This window comes from Saccharothrix carnea (assembly GCF_003014735.1).
Lineage (GTDB): Bacteria > Actinomycetota > Actinomycetes > Mycobacteriales > Pseudonocardiaceae > Actinosynnema > Actinosynnema carneum.
Window position 1 is genome coordinate 193,223 of record NZ_PYAX01000010.1, and the last position, 19,962, is coordinate 213,184.

General features: G+C 70.5%; 21 protein-coding genes and 1 riboswitch. Of the genes, 6 read left to right on the forward strand and 15 right to left on the reverse strand.

Features of this window, described 5'->3' with window-relative positions; translation table 11 throughout:
• Window positions 1-64 precede the first annotated feature (64 nt).
• Window positions 65-155, reverse strand: a riboswitch (glycine riboswitch).
• 96 nt (window positions 156-251) lie between these two features.
• From B0I31_RS28270 to B0I31_RS28300, 7 genes are all read right to left on the reverse strand, one after another.
• A complete protein-coding gene (locus B0I31_RS28270; RefSeq protein WP_106618420.1) occupies window positions 252-818 on the reverse strand; it encodes a MerR family transcriptional regulator in 567 nt (188 codons plus the stop codon).
• Window positions 819-1,870: 1,052 nt separating this feature from the next.
• Window positions 1,871-2,344, reverse strand: coding sequence for a bifunctional nuclease family protein (locus tag B0I31_RS28275; RefSeq protein WP_053720858.1), 474 nt, complete (start codon window positions 2,342-2,344; stop codon window positions 1,871-1,873).
• 144 nt (window positions 2,345-2,488) lie between these two features.
• Complete coding sequence (ftsR, locus tag B0I31_RS28280; protein WP_106618421.1) at window positions 2,489-3,163, reverse strand: transcriptional regulator FtsR; 675 nt, start codon at window positions 3,161-3,163, stop codon at window positions 2,489-2,491.
• Between the two features lie 14 nt (window positions 3,164-3,177).
• Complete coding sequence (gene garA, locus B0I31_RS28285) at window positions 3,178-3,639, reverse strand: glycogen accumulation regulator GarA (protein WP_033427969.1); 462 nt, start codon at window positions 3,637-3,639, stop codon at window positions 3,178-3,180.
• Window positions 3,640-3,752: 113 nt separating this feature from the next.
• Entirely contained in the window at window positions 3,753-4,136 is a 384-nt protein-coding gene (gene gcvH, locus B0I31_RS28290; RefSeq protein WP_106618537.1) for a glycine cleavage system protein GcvH, read from the reverse strand.
• A gap of 61 nt (window positions 4,137-4,197) precedes the next feature.
• Window positions 4,198-4,785: a cardiolipin synthase ClsA gene (clsA, locus tag B0I31_RS28295; RefSeq protein WP_106618422.1), complete on the reverse strand. Its 588-nt coding sequence runs from the start codon at window positions 4,783-4,785 to the stop codon at window positions 4,198-4,200.
• An 82-nt stretch (window positions 4,786-4,867) separates the two neighbouring features.
• Window positions 4,868-5,110 carry a hypothetical protein gene (locus B0I31_RS28300; protein WP_073890279.1) on the reverse strand — a complete coding sequence of 81 codons (243 nt, stop codon included), beginning with the start codon at window positions 5,108-5,110 and terminating at the stop codon, window positions 4,868-4,870.
• 445 nt (window positions 5,111-5,555) lie between these two features.
• Here B0I31_RS28300 and B0I31_RS28305 point away from each other — a divergent pair, with 445 nt between their 5' ends.
• The gene (locus B0I31_RS28305; RefSeq protein WP_106618423.1) at window positions 5,556-5,975 is read left to right on the forward strand and encodes an STAS domain-containing protein; all 420 of its coding nucleotides are present in this window, start codon (window positions 5,556-5,558) and stop codon (window positions 5,973-5,975) included.
• Between the two features lie 23 nt (window positions 5,976-5,998).
• On the opposite strand, the gene B0I31_RS28310 is transcribed toward B0I31_RS28305, so the two are convergent.
• Window positions 5,999-6,754, reverse strand: a complete 756-nt coding sequence (locus B0I31_RS28310; RefSeq protein ID WP_106618424.1) for an ATP-binding protein — start codon at window positions 6,752-6,754, stop codon at window positions 5,999-6,001.
• Between the two features lie 125 nt (window positions 6,755-6,879).
• Between B0I31_RS28310 and B0I31_RS28315 the strand changes: the two genes are divergently transcribed.
• Window positions 6,880-7,311, forward strand: a complete 432-nt coding sequence (locus B0I31_RS28315) for an ATP-binding protein (RefSeq protein WP_245950504.1) — start codon at window positions 6,880-6,882, stop codon at window positions 7,309-7,311.
• Complete coding sequence (locus B0I31_RS28320) at window positions 7,308-8,099, forward strand: SigB/SigF/SigG family RNA polymerase sigma factor (protein ID WP_106618426.1); 792 nt, start codon at window positions 7,308-7,310, stop codon at window positions 8,097-8,099. Before B0I31_RS28315 ends, B0I31_RS28320 begins: the two co-directional genes overlap by 4 nt.
• A gap of 187 nt (window positions 8,100-8,286) precedes the next feature.
• Here B0I31_RS28320 and B0I31_RS28325 read toward each other — a convergent pair whose 3' ends face one another.
• From B0I31_RS28325 to B0I31_RS28335, 3 genes are all read right to left on the reverse strand, one after another.
• Window positions 8,287-8,577 carry a WhiB family transcriptional regulator gene (locus tag B0I31_RS28325; protein ID WP_106618427.1) on the reverse strand — a complete coding sequence of 97 codons (291 nt, stop codon included), beginning with the start codon at window positions 8,575-8,577 and terminating at the stop codon, window positions 8,287-8,289.
• Between the two features lie 120 nt (window positions 8,578-8,697).
• Window positions 8,698-9,681: a TIGR03557 family F420-dependent LLM class oxidoreductase gene (locus tag B0I31_RS28330; RefSeq protein ID WP_106618428.1), complete on the reverse strand. Its 984-nt coding sequence runs from the start codon at window positions 9,679-9,681 to the stop codon at window positions 8,698-8,700.
• A gap of 9 nt (window positions 9,682-9,690) precedes the next feature.
• On the reverse strand, window positions 9,691-11,475 hold the full coding sequence (locus B0I31_RS28335; protein WP_106618429.1) for a thiamine pyrophosphate-requiring protein: 1,785 nt from the start codon (window positions 11,473-11,475) through the stop codon (window positions 9,691-9,693).
• Window positions 11,476-11,634: 159 nt separating this feature from the next.
• On the opposite strand from B0I31_RS28335, the gene rph reads away from it, so the two are divergent.
• Window positions 11,635-14,091 (forward strand): rifamycin-inactivating phosphotransferase, encoded by a 2,457-nt coding sequence (gene rph, locus B0I31_RS28340; protein WP_106618430.1) that lies wholly within the window; start codon window positions 11,635-11,637, stop codon window positions 14,089-14,091.
• A gap of 337 nt (window positions 14,092-14,428) precedes the next feature.
• Here rph and B0I31_RS28345 read toward each other — a convergent pair whose 3' ends face one another.
• Window positions 14,429-15,085: a M50 family metallopeptidase gene (locus B0I31_RS28345; RefSeq protein WP_106618431.1), complete on the reverse strand. Its 657-nt coding sequence runs from the start codon at window positions 15,083-15,085 to the stop codon at window positions 14,429-14,431.
• 60 nt (window positions 15,086-15,145) lie between these two features.
• Here B0I31_RS28345 and B0I31_RS28350 point away from each other — a divergent pair, with 60 nt between their 5' ends.
• Window positions 15,146-16,090, forward strand: coding sequence for an aldo/keto reductase (locus tag B0I31_RS28350; protein ID WP_106618432.1), 945 nt, complete (start codon window positions 15,146-15,148; stop codon window positions 16,088-16,090).
• Between the two features lie 114 nt (window positions 16,091-16,204).
• Here the strand turns inward: B0I31_RS28350 and B0I31_RS28355 are convergent, their stop codons facing one another.
• Window positions 16,205-16,978, reverse strand: a complete 774-nt coding sequence (locus B0I31_RS28355) for a DUF4383 domain-containing protein (RefSeq protein WP_106618538.1) — start codon at window positions 16,976-16,978, stop codon at window positions 16,205-16,207.
• A gap of 618 nt (window positions 16,979-17,596) precedes the next feature.
• Between B0I31_RS28355 and B0I31_RS28360 the strand changes: the two genes are divergently transcribed.
• Complete coding sequence (locus B0I31_RS28360; RefSeq protein ID WP_106618433.1) at window positions 17,597-18,553, forward strand: zinc-binding dehydrogenase; 957 nt, start codon at window positions 17,597-17,599, stop codon at window positions 18,551-18,553.
• Between the two features lie 130 nt (window positions 18,554-18,683).
• Here B0I31_RS28360 and B0I31_RS28365 read toward each other — a convergent pair whose 3' ends face one another.
• Together B0I31_RS28365 and B0I31_RS28370 are read right to left on the reverse strand one after the other, a co-directional pair.
• Entirely contained in the window at window positions 18,684-19,385 is a 702-nt protein-coding gene (locus B0I31_RS28365; RefSeq protein WP_106618434.1) for an anti-sigma factor family protein, read from the reverse strand.
• The gene (locus B0I31_RS28370; protein ID WP_106618435.1) at window positions 19,382-19,960 is read right to left on the reverse strand and encodes a sigma-70 family RNA polymerase sigma factor; all 579 of its coding nucleotides are present in this window, start codon (window positions 19,958-19,960) and stop codon (window positions 19,382-19,384) included. The genes B0I31_RS28365 and B0I31_RS28370 overlap by 4 nt, the downstream gene beginning before the upstream one ends.
• Between the last annotated feature and the right edge of the window lie 2 nt (window positions 19,961-19,962).

Genomic DNA, 19,962 nt, shown 5'->3' on the forward strand with positions numbered 1-19,962 from the left:
GTGACCCGGGCTTGCACCGTCGGCGGGGTCGAGCGGTCGTGCCCGACCCGCTTTCCAGAGGCGTCTCACCCGCACGGTCCTTGCGCCTGAGAGGTTCCGGGGAGGATTTGCTCCTTCGGCGCCGAGACTGGCTCGGACTCTCCCGCACGGGATAAAGCGACTACGCGCGAAATCGTACCTGCCACCGGGGTGCGCGGTACCGCCGGCGCGACGTGGATCTCAGTGCGCGCGCCGGCCTGCTACCGCCCGGGTCAGCCGATGGCCCTGGTGCGGCGGCGACGGGACAGCTCGTCGTCGACCGCGTCCACGATCTCGGCCCCGTCCGCGCGTTCGGCGGGGAAGTCGTGGATCGTGCCGCTGATCTCCCGCATCGCACCGGAGACCGCGATGCCGAACACCCCTTGGCCGCCTTGGAGCAGGTCCACGACCTCCTCCGGCGACGTGCACTCGTAGACGGTGGTGCCGTCGCTGAACAGCGTGATCCGGGCCAGGTCCTGCACGCCGCGGCGGCGCAGGTGGTCCACCGCGACCCGGATGTTCTGCAGCGAGACACCGGTGTCCAGCAGTCGCTTGACGACCTTGAGGACCAGGATGTCCTTGAACGAGTAGAGCCGTTGGCTACCGGAACCGTGGGCGCTCCTTATCGTCGGGTTGACCAACCCCGTGCGCGCCCAGTAGTCCAGCTGGCGGTAGGTGATGCCCGCGATCTGGCACGCGGCGGGGCCGCGGTACCCGACCAGTTCGTCCGGCAGCGAGGAGTCCGGGAACAGCTCACCCTGTTCGCCGGATCCGGCCCGGATGGGCGCTTCCTCGACCACGCCTGCCTCCCCTCGGTCCGGTCACGACGACCGGCGACCAACGTGAAGCCGCCGCGGTGTCCGAATCACACCGTGGCAATTCACCTGAGTTCGACGGTAAGACCGGCTAGGTGGCAGGTCAACGCGACGCGCGGGGCGTGTCTGACCTCAACGTGAGGTTGAGGTTGAGAGAGACGCCCGTCGTGAGCCATTCGGGTGACGTTTAGTGATCGTTTAGCAGTGGGGTGTTGACGTTGTGTAACCCAGAGGTGTGACACCTGAGGGCGGCACGCGGGGTTGATCCACAACGCACCGCGCACGCTTGCGGAGGGCCGTTCACGGCTCCTCGCCAGGTTTCGGCCCTTCGCAGGTGGTGGGTGGCGGGTGGAGCCTGCGGGGCGGGCGAGGTTCAAAGATCAAAAGCGTCCTCGCCGGACGGGCAGATCAGCAGGATGACCCCAACTACGCCCAGATGTCCTGTTGCGTTGTGGGTCCGGACTCCGTGTCATCCCACCGACCTCCCTCCGGGCTACCACACGTGTCAAGGGCGGCGCGCGGTCCCAGTGAAGTAGTAGGCAGAGGTGGACGCGCCACCCTTGACACGTGCGGTAGGGCAAAGCCAGGTCGGCGGGATGACACGAAGCCCTCCTTTTGGGAAGAAGGACGTGCCCGTGGCACGGCGCGGGGGTCGCCGGCGGGCGCGGGGTCGGGCGGCGCCGGGGCGTGTGCGGCTGCGATGCACTTCGGCTCTTTGTAGAAGTAGGGGTTCGTGTCATCCCGCCGACCTGGCGTAGCCCTACCGCACGTGTCAAGGAGGCGCCACGACCGATGCCTCACGCATCGGTCGTGGCGCCTCCTTGACGCGTGTGGTAGCCCGGAGGGAGGTCGGTGGGATGACACGAAGCCCGGGACCACGCTGGGTCGGGGAGTCGACGGCGTAGTTGGGGTCATCCTGCTGATCTGCCCGTCCGGCGAGGACGCTTTTGATCTTTTCAAGCGCCCACCGGTGCGAACACCGAACCGGGACGAGACGAGACGAACCCAGCCCGAAGCCGTGTCCGGCGTGGGTCGGCCTACGTGTCGGCGCCGCGGAAGTCCTCGGGCGAGACGGAGTCGAGGAACTCGCGGAACTTCTCGACCTCGTCCTCCTGCTCGTCCGGGATGATGAGGCCGGCCTCGGCGAGCACCGACTCCTCCGCGTGGATCGGTACGCCGATCCTCAGCGCCAGCGCCACCGAATCACTGGGCCGCGCGGACACGCGGATGTCGCCGTCGAACACGAGTTCCGCGAAGTACGTGCCCTCCTGCAGGTCGGTGATCCGCACCTGCTCCAGCTGCCGGCCGAGGGCTCCGATGACGTCCTTGAGCAGGTCGTGCGTCAACGGCCGGGCAGGACGGACACCTTGCTGCTCCAACGCGATCGCCGTGGCCTCGACCGATCCGATCCAGATCGGCAGGTACCGTTCGCCCTCGGTTTCGCGCAGCAGCAGGATCGGCTGGTTGGCGGGCAGTTCCACCCGCACGCCGACGACGCGCATTTCGCTCATCGGGTCTCGCCTCCCTCAGCGCGCTGAAATTCTGGCGTCCCCGCTACCTAACGAGGATCCCCCACGTACAGTTTCGACGCTACCCGCCAAGCGGGCCCTGTGCGCAACCGCCCACCGCCATCGGATCACGATGCGGACACGCGTTCACCTCGGCGAAACCGGTCGACCGGCGACGTCACGCAGCCCCACCTTCACCAGGAGTGTGTGCAGCGTTACGGAAAGCGCCGCCAACTCGCGCACCACGTCCTCGCGGTCGCGTTGCCGGTGGGCCGCGCCGACGGCCTGCTCGACCAGCCCGACCTCGCGGTCCGCCGCGACGCGGAACGGCCGCAGGTGGCGTGCTTCCAGGCCGTGCTCGGCCATCGCCCGCACGGTGGAGGCGATCTGCACCGCCTCGTGGTCGTAGAACCCGCCCGCACCGGTCCTGATCAGGCCGAGCTGCTCCAGGTCGGCCAGCACCCCGGCTTCGATGCCGGCCCGCGCCAGCAGGTCCTCGCGGGTGACCCGGTGCCCGACCGCCGGGGACGGGTCGACCGCGCGCAACGCCTTCGCCGCGTTCTGGTCGGCCGCGTCCAACTGCTCCTTGATGACCTTCAGCGGCAGGTACCGGTCCCGCTGGGCGGACAGCACGTACCGCAGGCGGTCCACGTCCGCGGCCGTGAACTGCCGGTACCCCGATGCCGTGCGCGCCGGGCGGACCAAGCCCTCCGACTCCAGGAATCGGATCTTGGAGATGGTGACGTCGGGGAAGTCGGGCCGCAGTTGCGCCAGCACCGCCCCGATGCTCAACACCCCGCGTGGCCGCCCGGCCGCCGTCACCGGAGCCCCATCGCTCAGGCCCCCTGGCCCCCGGCGCCCGGACCGGTCAGGAACACCAGGCGGAACTTGCCGATCTGCACCTCGTCGCCGTTGGCCAGCACCGCCTGGTCGACGGGCTCGCGGTTGACGTAGGTGCCGTTGAGGCTGCCCACGTCGATGACCACGAACTCGCCGCCTTCACGGCGGAACTCGGCGTGGCGACGGGAGACCGTCACGTCGTCGAGGAAGATGTCGCTGTCGGGGTGCCGCCCCGCGCTGGTCGTGTCGCGGTCCAGCAGGAACCTCGACCCCGCGTTGGGGCCGCGCTTGACCACGAGCAGCGCCGACCCGGCGGGCAGCGCGTCGACGCCCGCGACGGCAGGCTCCTGGGCGGGCGCCTCGGCGCCCTCGACCTCGGCGAGGAAGTCCGCCCGGAAAACGGAGGTCCGCTCCGGGGACTGCTCTGGCGGAACGCCTGGCCCGTCGTTCGTGCTCACCTGAGCTCTCCTCCTGCTGCTGGAACCGTCGAGACCGCTAGAACCTATCGTGCCCGAACCCTTGTCTGAGGAGCGGCTCCCCCACCGACCGAAGAGCCGCCGGAAGATCGACGTCACTCCCCCGCCACCAGCTCCTGGTACGCGGCGGCGTCGAGGAGGTCGTCGACCGCGGTCGGGTCCTCCAGCCGCAATTCCACCATCCAACCCTCGCCGTAGGGGTCGGAGTTCACCAGGTCGGGCTGCTGGTCGAGCGAGTCGTTGCGGGCGACGACCTCGCCGGCGAGCGGCGCGTAGATGTCGGACACGCTCTTGGTCGACTCCACCTCGCCCAGCGTCTGACCGGCGCCGACCTGCTCGCCGAGTTCCGGGAGCTGGACGAACACGACGTCGCCGAGCTGCTCCTGGGCGTAGTCGGTGATGCCCACGCGCACGGTGTCCTCACCCGTGCGCAGCACCCACTCATGTTCCTCGGTGTACTTGAGCTCCTCGGGAATCACCGCGGTGTGCTCCTTCAATGACGGTGGATCAACGCTCCGCCGGATCTTCCCACGTCGGCGTTCAGGCCGGCGCGACACCCGGCCGTCGCCGCATCGCGAGGGTGAACTGGTACACGTACAGCACCCCCGACCACAGGTACAGGGCGCCGCCCCAGACCATGAACGCGTAGGCCACCGGCCGGGCCACCTGGGCGGCCGTGGAGGTGCCCTGGGCGAGCAGGAGCATGGGGAACGCGTAGAGCAGGTTGAACGTGGCGGCCTTGCCCAAGTAGTTGACCTCGAACGGGCCGTAGCCGCGGGCCCGGAGCACGGGCAGGCAGACGCCGACGGCGAGTTCCCGGCCGACCAGCACCGCGGCCACCCACCACGGCACGATGCCGCGCACGACGAACGCGACCAGCGTGGCGAGGATGTAGAGGCGGTCGGCGGCGGGGTCGAGCAGGGCGCCGAGCCTGCTCGCCTGGTCGAGCCACCGGGCGATCTTGCCGTCGAGCCAGTCGGACAGGCCCGCCGCGACCAGCACGACCAGCGCCCAGCCGTCGGCGTGCGGGCCGAGCAGCAGGTACAGGAACAGGGGCACGCCGAGCAGCCGCAACACGCTCAGCGCGTTCGGGATGGTCAGCAGCCGGTCGGCGGGATCGTGCGACACGTCCGCACTGTAGTTGGCCGCCCGGCGTGCCCCGGTGGTCGACTCGCGGACTTCGGGGTCCGCGGAGCCCGACCCGGCGGGCTCAGTTGTCGGAACGGGTGCGGCTCCAGCCGCGGCGTTGCAGTTCGGCGCCGCTGAGCGCGTGCGGACGACCCCGGTCGTCGACGCCGACCCAGCGGGCCCGGAAACCTTCGAGCACGTAGGCGTGGCCCTTGCTCCAGACCACGCTGCAGGGGGCTGTGGGCAGCGCCGCCGCGCCTGTGGTGCCGGCACGCGCCGCCCTGGGCTTCGCGGGCTCGGACTCGGTTTCCGTTCTGGTGCTCATGTGAATCCCTCCACCAGGGTTGTCGCTCACGGCTCTCGTGGCGTTATCCCCGTCACCCGATTCTGCGCGACTGTGGTCGAGACCACCTCCTCGTCCGTGCCCTGTCGCGGTCGGCGGCCGGTTGCGTCGCCGAGTTGCGCGTGACGGGCGGGAACGCTTCCCTTGAGGTGTAACCGGCCCCCGCGGTACCAAACCGTTCACCGTTCGTGGTCCGCCGCACACCGAACAGCGCATTACACTGGCGCCTATCGGGTAGCCACCCCCGCGCTTGTGGTGTCGCCACGGGCTACGTACGGTGGGTGGCGCAGCGGTTGAGCCAACAGCCGCGCCGGGAAGTCCGGCTAGCGGGGAACCGTTTCCGCCACGCTGCTGTTCAGTGCTGCGCGCACCTCATCGTGCGTCCGGGCTTCCCACCCAGCGGTTCAAAGCTGAAGAGGAGTGCCTCGTGACGGTTCAGGATCCGAACGTCGTGGCGACGAGCGGAGCCGAGTCCGCCGCGGCCGACAGCCCGCGGGCCGGGCAGCTCAGGCTCGACGTCCGCACCGCGGGCGACGGTGTCACCGTGCTGGCGGTGAGCGGTGAGGTCGACATGCTGACCGCCCCACAGCTGCGCGCGAGCGCGCTGCGCCACCTCGACGACGGCCGCACCCTGGTGCTGGACCTGTCCGGGGTGAGCTTCCTCGGCTCCGCCGGGCTGGCGGTGCTGGTGGAGGCGTCGCAGCACGCCAAGCGGCGCGGTGCGGCGTTCCGCGTCGTGGCGGTGGAACGCGCGGTGACCCGCCCGCTGGTCGCGACCGGCCTGGATGAGGTGTTCAGCGTGTTCGAGTCGGTCGACCAGGCGCTGGAGGCCGACGAGTCCCGCTGACCGGGCCTGCCGCGGAGCCGGGGCTAGACGTGCGGCACCAGGTCGACGACTTGGTCCACGCCCGCCGCGACCAGTGCGCGGCGGGCGTGCCCCTGTTCGGGTGCCCGCACGACGACCCGGGTGCCCGCCGCGGCGGCGGCCTCCGCGACCGCGCGCAGGCTGCGGATCAGGCCGTCGTTGCGCTCGCCGAGGGCGCGCAGGTCCACCACCACCGGCACGGTCCCGCCGCGCGCGGCGGTGAGGATGCGCCGGCGGACGGCGGGCGCGGCCTGCGCCGGTACGTCGCCGCGCACGACCACCTCGACCCAGCCGTCACGTGCGGTGACGTCCACGGGGTCGGGTGGCTGCGGCGCGGCGGGGTAGGAGTCGCGAGACCCGTGCCGGGGCGCCAGGACCAGCGTGACGGTGGTACCGCCCGCGCCCCGGTCGACCAGCACCTCGTCGACGTTCTCCCGCATCAGCAGCAGCCCACGACCGCGGGCGGTCAGGGTGGGTGGCGGCACGCGCCAGCCGCCGCGGTCGGCGACGACGACGCGCACGCTGCCGTCCGGCCGGGCGTGGGCGTCGATGTGCACCAGTCCGTGCTCACCGGGGCCGTACGCGTGCTCGATGGCGTTGCTGGCTGCCTCGTTGACGGCGACCAGCAGGTCGTACCGGTCGTCCTCGGACAGTCCTTCGGCGGCCAGCCAGGCGTCGAGTCGAGCACGGACCGCCGAGAGTTGCCCGGGCTGGGCCGGGAACTCCGCTCCCCAGTGGTGGTCCGCGAGTTGATCGGTCAATGGGCCTCCCCGTCGCACCAGTCAGTCTTCCCAGCCCGAGCGTCGGTTACACGTGTGAGCGACGATCAATTCGGGTACCGATAGCTTCAGCAGCACAACGAGACAGAACGGACGACGAGGTGAGCGTGTCGCACACTGAGCCGCGAAGCGGTGAGTCGGATAACGCCCTGGCCGGGGTCGAGTTGCGGATGGCGGCCGACCCCACGCAGCTGTCGATCGTCCGAGCCGTGGCGGCGGACATCGCCATGCGGCAGGACTTCGACCTTGACTCCATCGAGGACTTGAAGCTGGCGGTGGACGAGGCGTGCTCGACCCTCATCTCGCTGGCCACGCCGGGCGCCGTGCTCAGCGCCCAGTTCGTGGTGGTGGACGGTTCGGTGCAGGTGTTCACCAAGGTGGGGTCGCAGCGGTCGGCGCCGCCGGACCGGGACAGCTTCGGCTGGCGGGTGCTGAGCGCGCTGGTCGACTCGGTCACGACGTGGGTCGCGCCGCAGGCGGACGCGTACGAGGTGCACATCGACCTGGTCAAGCGGTCGTTGGGGACGGTGGATGCGTGACAGCGCCGAACGGGGGCACGACACGGTCTGGCACCCAGGGTGACTACGACCACCTGGCGCCGCTGTTCGTCCAGCTCGCCGCGACCGCGAAGGACGACCCGCAGCGGGAGCGGCTGCGCGACGAGCTGGTGACCGAGCACCTGCCCGTGGCCAAGCACATCGCCCGGCGGTTCGGGCACCGCGGCGAGCCGCACGACGACCTGGTGCAGGTGGCCACGGTCGGGCTGATCAACGCGGTGGACCGGTTCGACCCGGAGCGCGGTAGCGACTTCCTGTCGTTCGCGGTGCCGACGATCATGGGCGAGGTCCGCAAGTACTTCCGGGACTCGAGCTGGTCGGTGCGCATGCCGCGGCGGCTCAAGGAGCTGCACCTGGCGATCAACGCGGGTTCGGCGCGGCTGTCGCAGGATCTGGGCCGGGCGCCCACGCCCAGTGAGCTGGCGCAGCACCTCGGGTTGAGCCGCGAGGAGATCCACGAGGGGCTGGCGGCGGGCAACGCCTACCACAGCGCGTCGCTGGACGACCTCCTGGTGGCCGACGACAGCTCCATCTCGCTGGGCAGCACGCTCGGCGGGGAGGATCCGGAGCTGGAGGCGATCGAGCAGCGGGAGGCGCTGCACCCGCTGCTGGAGAAGCTGCCGGAGCGGGAGCGCAAGATCGTGGTGATGCGGTTCTTCGGGAACATGACGCAGACCCAGATCGCGCAGAAGGTCGGCATCTCGCAGATGCACGTGTCGCGGCTGCTGGCCAAGACGCTGCGTCAGTTGCGCGAGGGCTTGACCGAGTAGGACGGCTGATGGCACTGAGGCCGCCTGACCACGGTGTCAGGCGGCCTCGCTGCGTTCGTGGGGCCGGCGCGGTGTCGGCGGCGTCGGCGCGTTCGTGCGTTCTCGGGACCGGCCGGGTATCGGCGGCCTTCGTGCGTTCGTGGTACCGGTGGCAACCCTTTGGGGGCGGCACGGGTAGGGCGACCGGTCAGGCGGCGGTGCGGCGGCGGCCGGCGATGATGCGGCGACGCTCGTCCTCGCCCATGCCGCCCCAGACCCCGTAGGGCTCCTGGACCGCCAGCGCGTGCTCCCGGCACGGGTCGACCACCGGGCAGCGGGCGCAGAGCTGCTTCGCCTTGTCCTCTCGGGCGGCTCGGGCGGAGCCGCGCTCGTTGTCCGGGTGGAAGAAGACCGCGCTGTCACGGCCTCGGCACAGCCCTTCCTTCTGCCAGTCCCAGACGTCGGTCACGGGCTTGGGCAAGCGCGCGGTGCTGGTCATCGGGTGAACCCCCTTGCGGTGTCACAGGTGCTTGATCACGGCTTACCCGCTGGTCCCCAGGGTGCAAACGTGCTGCGCCTCATCGGATGGATTACTGGCCGGGTGGATTCGGCGGACGGGTCAGTGCGAGACCCCGGAGGAGGTGAGGGCGCCGCCCAGCGCGGGCGCCACCGACTCGGCCCAGAACGTGAAGAACTGCTCTTGTTCGGGCCCGACCTGGCTCACGTACACCTCGTCGTAGCCCGCGTCGACGTATTCGCGGACCCGGTCAACGTACGGCTGCGGATCGGGGCCCGTGGGCAGCGCCGAGGCCACCATCTCCTCGGTGACCAGCGTCGACGCCTGCTCGAAGTGCCGGGGCGTCGGCAGCACCTGGGCCAGTTCGCCGGGCAGCTGCTCGTTGGCCCACAGCCGGTGCGCGGTCCGCACGCCCGCTTCGGCGGACGGCGCGTGGCACACCTTGAACCCGGCCTGGGTCGGCTTGCCGGCACCGCCGGCGGAGCGGAACCGGTCGAGGAGCGACGCGTCCGGCATCGTGGAGCACAGGCCGTCGCCGATCCGACCGGCGACCTCCGCCGCCTTCGGTCCGAAGGCCGACACGTATACCGGAACGGGTGACGGCGGGACCGTGTAGAGGCGGGCGTTCTCGACGGTGTAGTGCTCGCCGCGGTGGCTGACCTCCTCGCCGGTCCACAGCGCCCGCATCACCTCGACGGCCTCTTCCAGCATCTCCAGCCGTTCCGGCGCGGACGGCCACGGGTCGCCGAAGATGTGCTCGTTCAACGCCTCGCCGGTGCCCACGCCGAGGGTGAACCCGCCCCGGCACTGCACGGCGGCCGTCGCGGCGGCCTGCGCCACCACGGCCGGGTGAATCCGTACGGTCGGACAGGTGACAGCGGTCGTGATGGGCAACGACGTGACCTCCGACAGCGCCCCGATGACGGACCACACGAACGGGCTGTTGCCCTGCTCGCGGTTCCACGGGTGGTAGTGATCGGAGATCCACAGGCGCTCGAACCCGGCCTGTTCCGCCCACCGCGCCTGCCGCACCAGCTCACGCGGTCCGTGCTCCTCGCTGGAGAGGAAGTACCCGATGCTGACCATGGACGTCGGTTACCCGCGCAGGAACTCCTGAACCTTGGTGCGCACGCCCTGCCTGACCACGGCCCACGCGTCCGGGTCGCCCTTCAGCATCGCCTCGGCGGTGGCCTTGGTCTGCTCGAACGTCGTGTGCGGCGGGATCGGCGGCGTGTTCGGGTCGCACCGCACGTCCAGCACGACGGGCCGTGACGCGGACAGCGCCCGGTCCCACGCCGCGCCCAGGTCGTCGGGGTCGTCCACGTCGATGCCGTCCAGCCCGACCGACCGCGCGAACGCCGCGTAGCCGACGTCCGGCAGCACCTGCGACTCCTCGAACTTCGGGGCGCCGCCCATCGCCCGCAGTTCCCACGTCACCTGGTTGAGGTCGTTGTTGTGCAACACGCACACCACGCAGCGCGGGTCCGCCCACTCCTCCCAGTAGCGGGCGATGGTGATCAGCTCCGCCAGCCCGTTCATCTGCATGGCGCCGTCGCCGACCAGCGCCACCACGGGCCGTTCCGGGTGGACGAACTTCGCCCCGATCGCGTAGGGCACGCCCGCGCCCATCGTCGCCAACGTCCCCGACAGCGACCCGCGCATCCGCCCGCGCAACTTCACCAACCGCGCGTACCAGTTGGCCGCCGAGCCGGAGTCCGCGGTCACGATGGCGTCCTCGGGCAACCGCGGCGACAGCTCCCACATGATCCGCATCGGGTTCACCGGTTCAGCGTCCACAAAGGACTGCCGACGCAGCGTCTCCCACCACTGCACCACGTTGCTCTCGACCGTCTCCCGCCACGACCGGTCTTCCTTGCGCCGCAACAACGGCACCATCGCCCGCAGCGTCGCACCGGCGTCACCCACGAGGTTGACCTCGGTCGGGTAGCGCATCCCGATGAACCGACCGTCCACATCGACCTGGACCGCCCGCGCCGCACCGAACTCCGGCAGGAACTGCGAGTACGGGAAGCTCGAACCGACGATCAGCAACGTGTCGCAGTCCCGCATCAGCTCGTAGCTGGGCCGGGTGCCCAACAACCCGATCGCCCCGGTCACCCACGGCTCGTCGTCGGGCAGGACGTCCTTGCCCAGCAACGCCTTCGCCACGCCCGCGCCCAGCACGTCGGCCACCTGGCGCACCTCGTCGGCCGCACCGCGCGCACCCTGCCCCACCAGCACCGCGACGCGTTCGCCTGCGTTGAGCACCTCCACCGCGCGCTCCACGTCGTCCTGCGACGGCACGGCCGTGGCCCGCCCCCGGCTGGGTGCGCTCGACGGCACGTGCTTGAACGCGTGTTCGGGCGGCGAGTAGTCCAGCTCCTGCACGTCCGCCGGGATGATCAACGCCGTGGGCGCCCGCTGCGCCTCGGCCGTGCGGATCGCCCGGTCCAGCGCGTTGGGCAGCTGCTCGGGCACGACCACGTCCACCAGGTACTCGGACGCCACGTCCTTGAACAACGCGTGCAGGTCCACTTCCTGCTGGTAGCTGCCCCCGATCGCGGTGCGCGCCGTCTGCCCCACGATCGCCACCACCGGCACGTGGTCGAGCTTGGCGTCGTACAGCCCGTTGAGCAGGTGGATCGCCCCGGGCCCGGACGTCGCCAGGCACACCCCGAGCCGCCCGCCGAACTTCGCGTACCCCACGGCCTCCAGGGCGGACATCTCCTCGTGCCGCGACTGGATGAACCGAGGTCGGTCGTCACTGCGCCCGAAAGCGGCCACCAGCCCGTTGATGCCGTCACCCGGATAGGCGAAGACGTGCTCCACGCCCCAGTCACGCAACCGGCGCAGCACGAAGTCGGCGACAGTGTCGGTCATGGTCGTCCCTCTCTCGAAAGGAACGGGATACCCGACCGGACACCCAAGACACTTCTCCCACTTCAACATATAGCGCACCGGGGGTCTTGCGGCAAGACCCCGCCCGTGCCGCAGAATCTCCGGCCGCAGCCCACAACGGGCGAACGAGAAGGGTGAACGATGAGCCGCTACGTGCTCGATCTCCACGAGGTCGACCGAACGGAGGTCGCTGTCGTCGGCGGCAAGGGTGCCAACCTGGGCGAGCTCTCGCGGCTCGAAGGCGTGCGCGTGCCTCCCGGGTTCTGCGTGACGACGGACGCCTTCCGCCGCGTCGTCGGTGACGAGAAGTCGACCGGGATCCGCCGGACCATCGAGCAGATCCCCATCCCCGACGACATCGCGGAGGAGATCACCGACGCCCTCTCCCGGCTCGGCGCGGGGGCCGCCTGCGCCGTCCGGTCGAGCGCGACGGCGGAGGACCTGCCGGGCGCCTCGTTCGCGGGCCAGCAGGACAGCTACCTGAACGTCGTGGGCCCGGAGGAGGTCCTCCGCCACATCAGCCGGTGCTGGGCCTCGCTGTTCACCGAACGGGCCATCGCCTACCGGGAGCACCACGGCTTCGACCACGACCAGGTGCACATGGCCGTCGTCGTGCAGCGGATGGTCTTCCCCCAAGCCGCCGGGGTCCTGTTCACCGCCGACCCCGTCACGTCCAACCGGAAGGTCGCCACCGTCGAGGCCACCTTCGGCCTCGGCGAAGCCCTGGTCTCGGGCCTGGTGACCCCGGACTCCTTCAAGGTCCGCGACGACGAGGTCATCGCCAAGACCACCGCCACCGACGAACCGGCTCTGACCGACGCCCAAGCGGTCCGCCTCGTGCGACTCGGGCGCCGGGTCGAAGCCCACTTCGGCCGCCCCCAGGACATCGAGTGGTGCCTGGTCGACGACGACTTCCACCTCGTCCAGAGCCGGCCGATCACGACGCTGTTCCCCATCCCCGAGGCCGACGACCGGGAGAACCACGTCTACGTCTCCGTAGGCCACCAGCAGATGATGACCGACGCCATGAGGCCCCTCGGGCTCTCCTTGTGGAGCCTGACGGCTCCGATGCCCCGGGCGGAGGCGGGCGGCAGGCTGTTCGTCGACGTCACCCGGATGCTGGCGTCACCCCGGAGCCGCACCGACCTCATCGACGTCCTGGCCAAGTCCGACCCGCTGATCGGGGACGCGCTGCGGACCGTGGTCGAACGCGACGGTTTCCTCCCGCCACCTTCCGACGACGAGCCGATCAGGCCGATCCCCGGCGCCGAACCGACCACCATCGAGACCGACCCGGCCATCGTCACCGAGCTGATCGCCCGCGGCGAGGCCTCCAACGCCGCCGTCAAGCGCGAGATCCGGTCAAAGGCCGGGCCGGAGCTGCTCGACTTCATCGTCGCGGACCTGGCCGAACTCCAGCGGTTCCTGTTCGACGCGCAGAGCCACCAGGCGATCATGGCCGGGATGCAGAGCGCGTGGTGGCTCAACGAACACTTGCTGGAGTGGCTGGGCGAGAAGAACGCGGCCGACACGCTCACCCAGTCCGTGCCCCACAACGTCACGTCGGAGATGGGACTGGAACTCCTCGACGTCGCCGACGCCATCCGCCCCCACCCGGAGGTCGTCGCCTTCCTGCACGGCGTCGAGGACGACGACTTCCTGGCCCGCCTGCCCGAACTCCCGGGCGGCCAACAGGCCCGCGACGCCATCGTGGCCTACCTCGACAAGTACGGCATGCGCTGCGTCGGCGAAATCGACATCACCAGGCCACGGTGGAGCGAACGCCCCACCACCCTCCTGCCGATGATCCTCACCAACATCAAGACCTTCGCCCCGGGCTCCGCCAAACACCGCTTCGACCAAGGACTGCTCGAAGCCCGCAGAAAACAAGACGAAGTCCTGGCCCGCCTGCGCACCCTCCCAGACGGCGACCGGAAAGCCGACGAGACCGAGCAGCAAATCGCCCGCGTCCGCACCTTCACCGGCTACCGCGAGTACCCGAAGTACTTCCTGATCAGCCGCTACTTCACCTACAAGCAGGCCCTGCTCACCGAAGCCGACCGCCTCGAACGAGCCGGCGTCCTCACCGACCGGGAAGACCTCTTCTTCCTGACCCTGCCCGAACTCCAAGACCTCGTCCGCACCAACCGAATCGACCACGACCTCATCCACCACCGCAAAGACGCCTTCAAGACATACCAGTCACTGACCCCACCCCGAGTACTCACCTCGGACGGCGAGGCAATCAACGGAACCTACCGACGGGCCAACCTCCCCACCGACGCCCTCGTCGGCCTCCCGGTCTCCGTGGGCACCGTCGAAGGCCGAGCCCGCGTCATCCTCGACCTGGCCGACGCCGACCTCGCCCCGGGCGACATCCTCGTCACCGCCCACACCGACCCCAGCTGGTCACCCCTGTTCGTCGCCATCGCGGGCCTGGTCACCGAAGTCGGCGGCCAGATGACCCACGGCGCCGTCATCGCCCGCGAATACGGCCTCCCCGCCATCGTCGGCGTCGAACGCGCCACCCAACTGATCCAGGACGGCCAACGAATCCGCCTCAACGGCACCGACGGCTACCTCCAACTCCTCACCTGACAAACCCCGACAACCCAAACCCCAACCCACCCCCACCGCCCACAACCCCACACCTACCGCCCACGCCACCGCCCGCCACCACCTGCCCACGCCTCCCCGCCGCCGGGCCGGCCGTTTTCTCCGGCTAACGTGAGAAATGCGATTTGGGTTGTCAAAGGTTGCATACTTCCCTCAACCGAGTGACACCCCAACGGACCCGACGCCCAACCGCAAAAGGCCCGATTTTACATGGGGTTCGGGTGCTTCAGGCTGCGCCGCACCCAACCACTGCGCCGCACCCGACCACTGCGCCGAACCGACCACTGCGCCGACCCCAACCACTCGAAGTCTTGCCGCCTCACAACGGCAGCAACAACCTCCCACCCACCACCAACGTCCCCACCGTCACCCCACCGAACAACAACACCCACACCAACCCCGGCACCCGCGTGATCCGGGCCAACTGATCGGCGTCCGACTGCCGCGCCAACCCCCGCATCCGCCGCCGCTGCAACTCACCGACCGGCCGCACGCCACCCAACAACAAGAACCACGTCACGAACAACGCGAACGCCGCCTGCCACTCGGCCGTCGCGTACCAGGACACCGTGAACATCACCGCACCCGTCAACACCACCGACACCACGCCGAACACGTTGCGGATCATGACCAGCATCCCGACCAGCAACACCACCGTCGCCCACAGCAACGGCCGGACCTGGTCGGCCAGGACCAATGCCGCCGCGCCCAGCCCGAGCAGCGACGGCGTCACGTACCCGGCGAAGTACATGAGCACCACGGCCAACCCGGTGGGCCGTCCGCGCGACACCGTGACCCCGGACGTGTCCGAGTTCAGCTTGATGCCCTCCAGCCGCCTGCCGGTGAGCAGCGCGACGAGGGCGTGCCCGGCCTCGTGCGCGATGGTGATGACGTGCCTGCTGTACCGCCACACGCCGGGACTGGCCACCAGGACCAGCGCCAGCACGGCGGGAGCCCATTTCGTCAGAGTCGACATCGCCGCCCAGCATGCCAGGGGCTTGACCTGGAGTGCGCTCCAGCATCCAGGCTGTCCACCATGAGACGACAGCGCATCGGTTCACTCGAGGTCAGCGCCCTGGCACTGGGCACGCTGCCGTTCGGCAAATCCGTGGACGACCGGACCGCCTTCGCGATCATGGACCGCTTCGCCGAGGCCGGCGGCACGTTCCTGGACACCGCGAACAACTACGTGTTCTGGGACGGTGGCACGGGCGACGAGAGCGAGCAGGCGGTCGGCCGCTGGCTGGCCGCGCGGGGCAACCGCGACGAGATGGTGGTGGCCACCAAGATGGGTGCCCGTCCGCTGACCCCGGGCACCGGCCTGGAGAACGCCGAAGGGCTCGCCGGCGACACGGTCCGCAGCGCCGCCGCCGCGAGCCTGAAGCGGCTGGGGATCGAGCACATCGACCTGTACTACAGCCACATCGAGGACCGCAGCGTCACGCTGGAGGACACGCTCGGCGGGTTCGCGTCCCTCGTGGAGGCGGGCCAGGTGCGGGAGATCGGCGCCAGCAACCACGCCACGTGGCGGTTCGAGCGGGCGCGGGCGGTGTCCCGGGCCAACGGCTGGCCGCTCTACACCGCCGTGCAGCAGCGGTACAGCTACCTCCGGCCACGGCCGGGCGTGAAGCTGCCCGAGGGCGGTCACGTGCACATGACCGACGAGCTGCTCGACTACGCGGCGGCCGAGGGTGACGTCACGCTGGTGGCGTACTCGGCACTGCTCGCCGGCCGGTACCGGGACAAGCCGCTGGGCGAGGCGTACGACCACCCCGGCACCACACGGCGGCTGAAGGTGCTGCACGAGGTGTCCGACGAACTCGGCGCGACGGTCAACCAGGTCGTGCTGGCCTGGTTGCTGCGCCAGGACATCATCCCGCTGGTGGGCGCCACCTCCGTGGCGCAGCTGGACGAGACCCTGGGCGCGCTGGAGCTGAAGCTGGACGACGACCAGGTGGACCGCCTGGATTCGGCGGCCTGACCGAGGTCGACCCCTCGAACACACGGCGGTGCACGGCCCCGACTGGGACCGTGCACCGCTCTCCGAAAGGTTTCCGTCAGTACATCTGTTCTCGTCGGTGCGTCCCGGTGAGCATCACCGGCTGAACCGCGACTTGTGCTGCTCCGCGATGGCCGGGTCGACCGGCTGGACCGGCCGCGGGTTCACGGTCGGATCCATGGACTCGATCCGCTCGTCGGGGTGCGCACCGCGCGCACCGTGCCGCGAGTCGTCGACGCGCTGCGTCGGCATCTCCTGCGTCACCGGATCGGCCTTGGGGTCGCGAATGCTCGGCTCCCGCTGGTGACGGTCCTGGTCGTAACGGCCCTCGTCGTACCGGTCCGCGACCGGAGCACCGGCCACCGGAGCCGCCGGCGTGACCGGCTGCTCCCCGGTCCGCTCGTCGACAGGGGGTTCCGTCACGATCTTGCGCCGCGCGGGCAGCACCGCGATCAGCAGGCCGACCGCGGCCAGGCCGAGGTGCAGCCAGTTGTCGTTGACGTTGAGCGCCAGCGGGTTGCCCAGGCCTGCGACCGGGTTGGTGGAGAACACACCGGCCAGGGCCAGGCCCCACAACAGCACCGCACCGTAGGCGAGGAACAGGATCCAGCCGTACAGCCGGGCCAGGCCGGACGTGCTCGCCATGAGCAGGCCGAGCACACCGAACGCCAGGTGGACCACGTTGTGCAGCGGGTTCAGCGTGAACCCGAGCAGCATCGCGTGCTGGTCGCCCGCGAAGTCGCCGAACCCCGTGCGCACGAAGCCCAGCACACCCAACGCGAGGAAGACCAGGCCGACCAGGCCTGCCAGCACCTGGGCGGGTTGCAGGCCCGCGACCTTGACGCGACCGACGGTCGAGTGGTGGGTCATCTCGCCCTCCAACTGAGGACCACGAGCCCGTCTGACCGGGCTCCGGACGCCCACCGACTACCCCTCCGGTCCGAACCGCAAACAGGCCCGGCACCACCAAAGCCGGGCCTGGGCCGAATGGGGGCAGGGGACGGGCGCACGATCCCGTCCCCCCGTTTCCCGACAGGAGTCACCCACCCCGTCGTGCCGGGGTTTATCCGCCCCGACCCACCCCATGAAGGCCGGGCCGCCCTACCGCGCCGAATGCGCGCCGATCATCACAGCCAATAGGCCGATACGAATTCCCAATAATTACTCAGCGTATCAACCTATTGCCGTACGGGCAGGTCAGGAGCGCTGGTCGCGGTCACCGGACGTGCGCGTCGCGGAGCCGTTCCACTCGGTCTCCCTGCTGTTCACGAAGGTCCCCTTTGTGGTCGTCGAACACCACTGCAGTGTCGGTAGGACTATCTCCGACAGGCGGCTCGCCGTCAAAGCAATTACGGCATTCGCTAATTGGTCGGACCAGCCTTCCCGGCGCGCCCGGAGGACGCCGCCGCCCAGGCCGAGATCGCTTGACCTCCAGTTAACTCGAACTCCTAGCGTGGCGGCCACACCACCTGCGGAGGGGATCACGAGATGCACGCCATCGTTCAGCACGAGTTCGGTCCGGCCGACAACCTGCGCTACGAGCAGGCGCCGGACCCGGAGCCGGGGGCCGGCCAGGTGCGGATCGCGGTGTCGGCGGCCGGGGTGCACCTGCTCGACACGTCGATCCGGCGTGGTGAGCACGGTGGGCCGTTCCCGCTGCCGGAGCTGCCCATGACGCCGGGGCGGGAGGTCGCGGGGGTCGTCACCGCGCTGGGTGACGGTGTCGAGCCGCACTGGCTGGGCAAGCGGGTCGTAGCGCACCTGGGCCAGGCCAGCGGCGGGTACGCGGAGCTGGCCGTGGCGAACGCCGCGTCGCTGCACGAACTGCCCGACCACGTGTCCGACGACGCCGCCGTGGCCATGATCGGCACCGGGCGCACCGCCGTGGGCGTGCTGCGCATCGCCGAGCTCACCGCGGACGACGTGGTGCTGGTGACGTCGGCCGCGGGCGGGCTGGGCGCGTTGTTCGTGCAGCAGGCGAAGGCGGTCGGGGCCAGGGTGGTCGGCGTGGCGAGCACCGCCAAGCTGGACCTCGTCCGGCAGCTGGGCGCGGACGTGGTGGCCGACTACACGCGGCCGGACTGGGACCAGGGCATCGGCGAGGTCACCGCGGTGCTCGACGGCGTCGGCGGCGAGGCGGGCCGCAAGGCGCTGGAGCTGCTCGGCGTCGGCGGCCGGATCCTGCTGTTCGGCTGGTCGGCGGGCGAGCCGACCCGCATCGAGACCGCCGACCTGTACCGCCTCGGCATCACCGCGTCGGTGGTCGTCGGACCGCGGATGATGAAGGGCACCAACCTGCGCGGGCTGGAGGAGCTGTCCCTGAGCGCGCTCGCCGAGGGTCGCCTGACGCCGCTGACCACGACGTTCCCGCTCAGCGAGGCCGCCAAGGCGCACACCGGGCTGGAGGGCCGCGCCACCGTGGGCAAGGTCGTGCTCAAGCCCTGACCCCGGTTGAGCCCCCGTGCGCGACCACCACGCACGGGGGACTCACCCGCGAAGCCCACTACCCCGACACACCGCAACACCGGCACACCGGCACACCGCAACACCGGCACACCGCTACACCGGCACACCGCTACACCGGCACCGTGACGATCCGCTCGTCGTCGAAGTTGCGCACCTCGATCGCCGCGACGTCCTCGGGCGCGATGAGCGCCGAGCCGTCGAGGTTGGTGCCGTCCTCCTCACCGGCCGCCGAGACGAGCCAGCTACCCGCCTCCTGCCTGCTGCCGTCCTTGGCGACGACGAAAAGCCTGCACTTCTCGTTCTGCGCGATGCCCGCGACGGACGCGTTCACCCGCACCCACCCGGCGGCGGGCCTGACCTGCACGGTCATCCGCGCGCCGGTCTCCGGGTCGGTGGCCGTCCCGAGCTTGGTCCCGGCGGGTGGCACCGGCTGGGTCGTCGCGGGCCCGACCGCCGTCACGTCGGGCGCGGTGCCCCGACCGACCGCGTAACCGCCGCCGAGCACGATCGCCGCCGCGGCCGCCGCGACCAGTCCCAGGCCGACCCGACGACGGCGCAGCCGACCGCCGCGCTCCGACCGCACCTGCCGCAAGGTCCGCTGCAGCAGCAGGTCACCGCCTTCGGGCGGGCCGTCGAGCAACGCCTCGGGCGGCACGTCACCCATGGCCTCCTCCATCGCCCGCAGCTCGGCCAACTCGGCGCGGCACCGGGAGCAGGACGCCACGTGGTCCTCCACGGCACGCACCTCCCCCTGGTCGAGCACGCCCAGCACGTATGCGCCGAGCAGCTGTGGATCGTGGTTCGTGGTCATCCGGCCACCCCCTTCAGCGCGACCTGTTGCCCGCCTCGGCCCCCGTGCCCGACCCGCCCTGCGAACGTCTCCCGCAACGCCCGCAGCGCGTAGTGGGATCTCGATTTCACCGTGCCCGGCGGCACCCCCAACGCCTCGGCCGCCTCGGTCACGCTCCGACCGCGGAAGTAGATCTCCAGCAGCACGTCGCGGTGGTCGGAGGACAGCTGGTCCAGGGCTTCGAGCACGACCACCGAGTCCACCACGGAATCGGCGTGGTCGCGCTGCACCGGCGGTGTCGTCGGCGTCTCGGCCACCTCCTGCGGCCGGGCCGCCTTCGCCCGGTACCGGTCCGTGACGATGTTGCGCGCCACCGTGAGCAGCCAGCCGCGGACCGAGCCCTTGCCGTTCACCAGGGCGTCCGGGTGCCGCCAAGCGCGCACGAGGGTTTCCTGGACGACGTCCTCGGCCGACGCCCGATCACCGGTCAACCGCGTCGCGTACGCGAGCAGCGCCCGACCGTGCTCCTCGTAGAGGGATCGGATCAGTGCCTCGTCGGCCGCGGCCTCCCGTTTCCGGGACCACAGAGCCGCCATCC

Bases quoted from the DNA above. Each gene is read 5' to 3' on its own strand.
- B0I31_RS28275 (WP_053720858.1), bottom strand. From the start codon at position 2,344: ATGAGCGAAATGCGCGTCGTCGGCGTGCGGGTGGAACTGCCCGCCAAC.
- B0I31_RS28350 (WP_106618432.1), top strand. From the start codon at position 15,146: ATGAGACGACAGCGCATCGGTTCACTCGAGGTCAGCGCCCTGGCACTG.
- B0I31_RS28370 (WP_106618435.1), bottom strand. From the start codon at position 19,960: ATGGCGGCTCTGTGGTCCCGGAAACGGGAGGCCGCGGCCGACGAGGCA.
- B0I31_RS28365 (WP_106618434.1), bottom strand. From the start codon at position 19,385: ATGACCACGAACCACGATCCACAGCTGCTCGGCGCATACGTGCTGGGC.
- B0I31_RS28360 (WP_106618433.1), top strand. From the start codon at position 17,597: ATGCACGCCATCGTTCAGCACGAGTTCGGTCCGGCCGACAACCTGCGC.
- B0I31_RS28345 (WP_106618431.1), bottom strand. From the start codon at position 15,085: ATGTCGACTCTGACGAAATGGGCTCCCGCCGTGCTGGCGCTGGTCCTG.
- B0I31_RS28355 (WP_106618538.1), bottom strand. From the start codon at position 16,978: ATGACCCACCACTCGACCGTCGGTCGCGTCAAGGTCGCGGGCCTGCAA.
- B0I31_RS28325 (WP_106618427.1), bottom strand. From the start codon at position 8,577: ATGACCAGCACCGCGCGCTTGCCCAAGCCCGTGACCGACGTCTGGGAC.
- rph (WP_106618430.1), top strand. From the start codon at position 11,635: ATGAGCCGCTACGTGCTCGATCTCCACGAGGTCGACCGAACGGAGGTC.
- B0I31_RS28300 (WP_073890279.1), bottom strand. From the start codon at position 5,110: ATGAGCACCAGAACGGAAACCGAGTCCGAGCCCGCGAAGCCCAGGGCG.
- B0I31_RS28330 (WP_106618428.1), bottom strand. From the start codon at position 9,681: ATGGTCAGCATCGGGTACTTCCTCTCCAGCGAGGAGCACGGACCGCGT.
- B0I31_RS28335 (WP_106618429.1), bottom strand. From the start codon at position 11,475: ATGACCGACACTGTCGCCGACTTCGTGCTGCGCCGGTTGCGTGACTGG.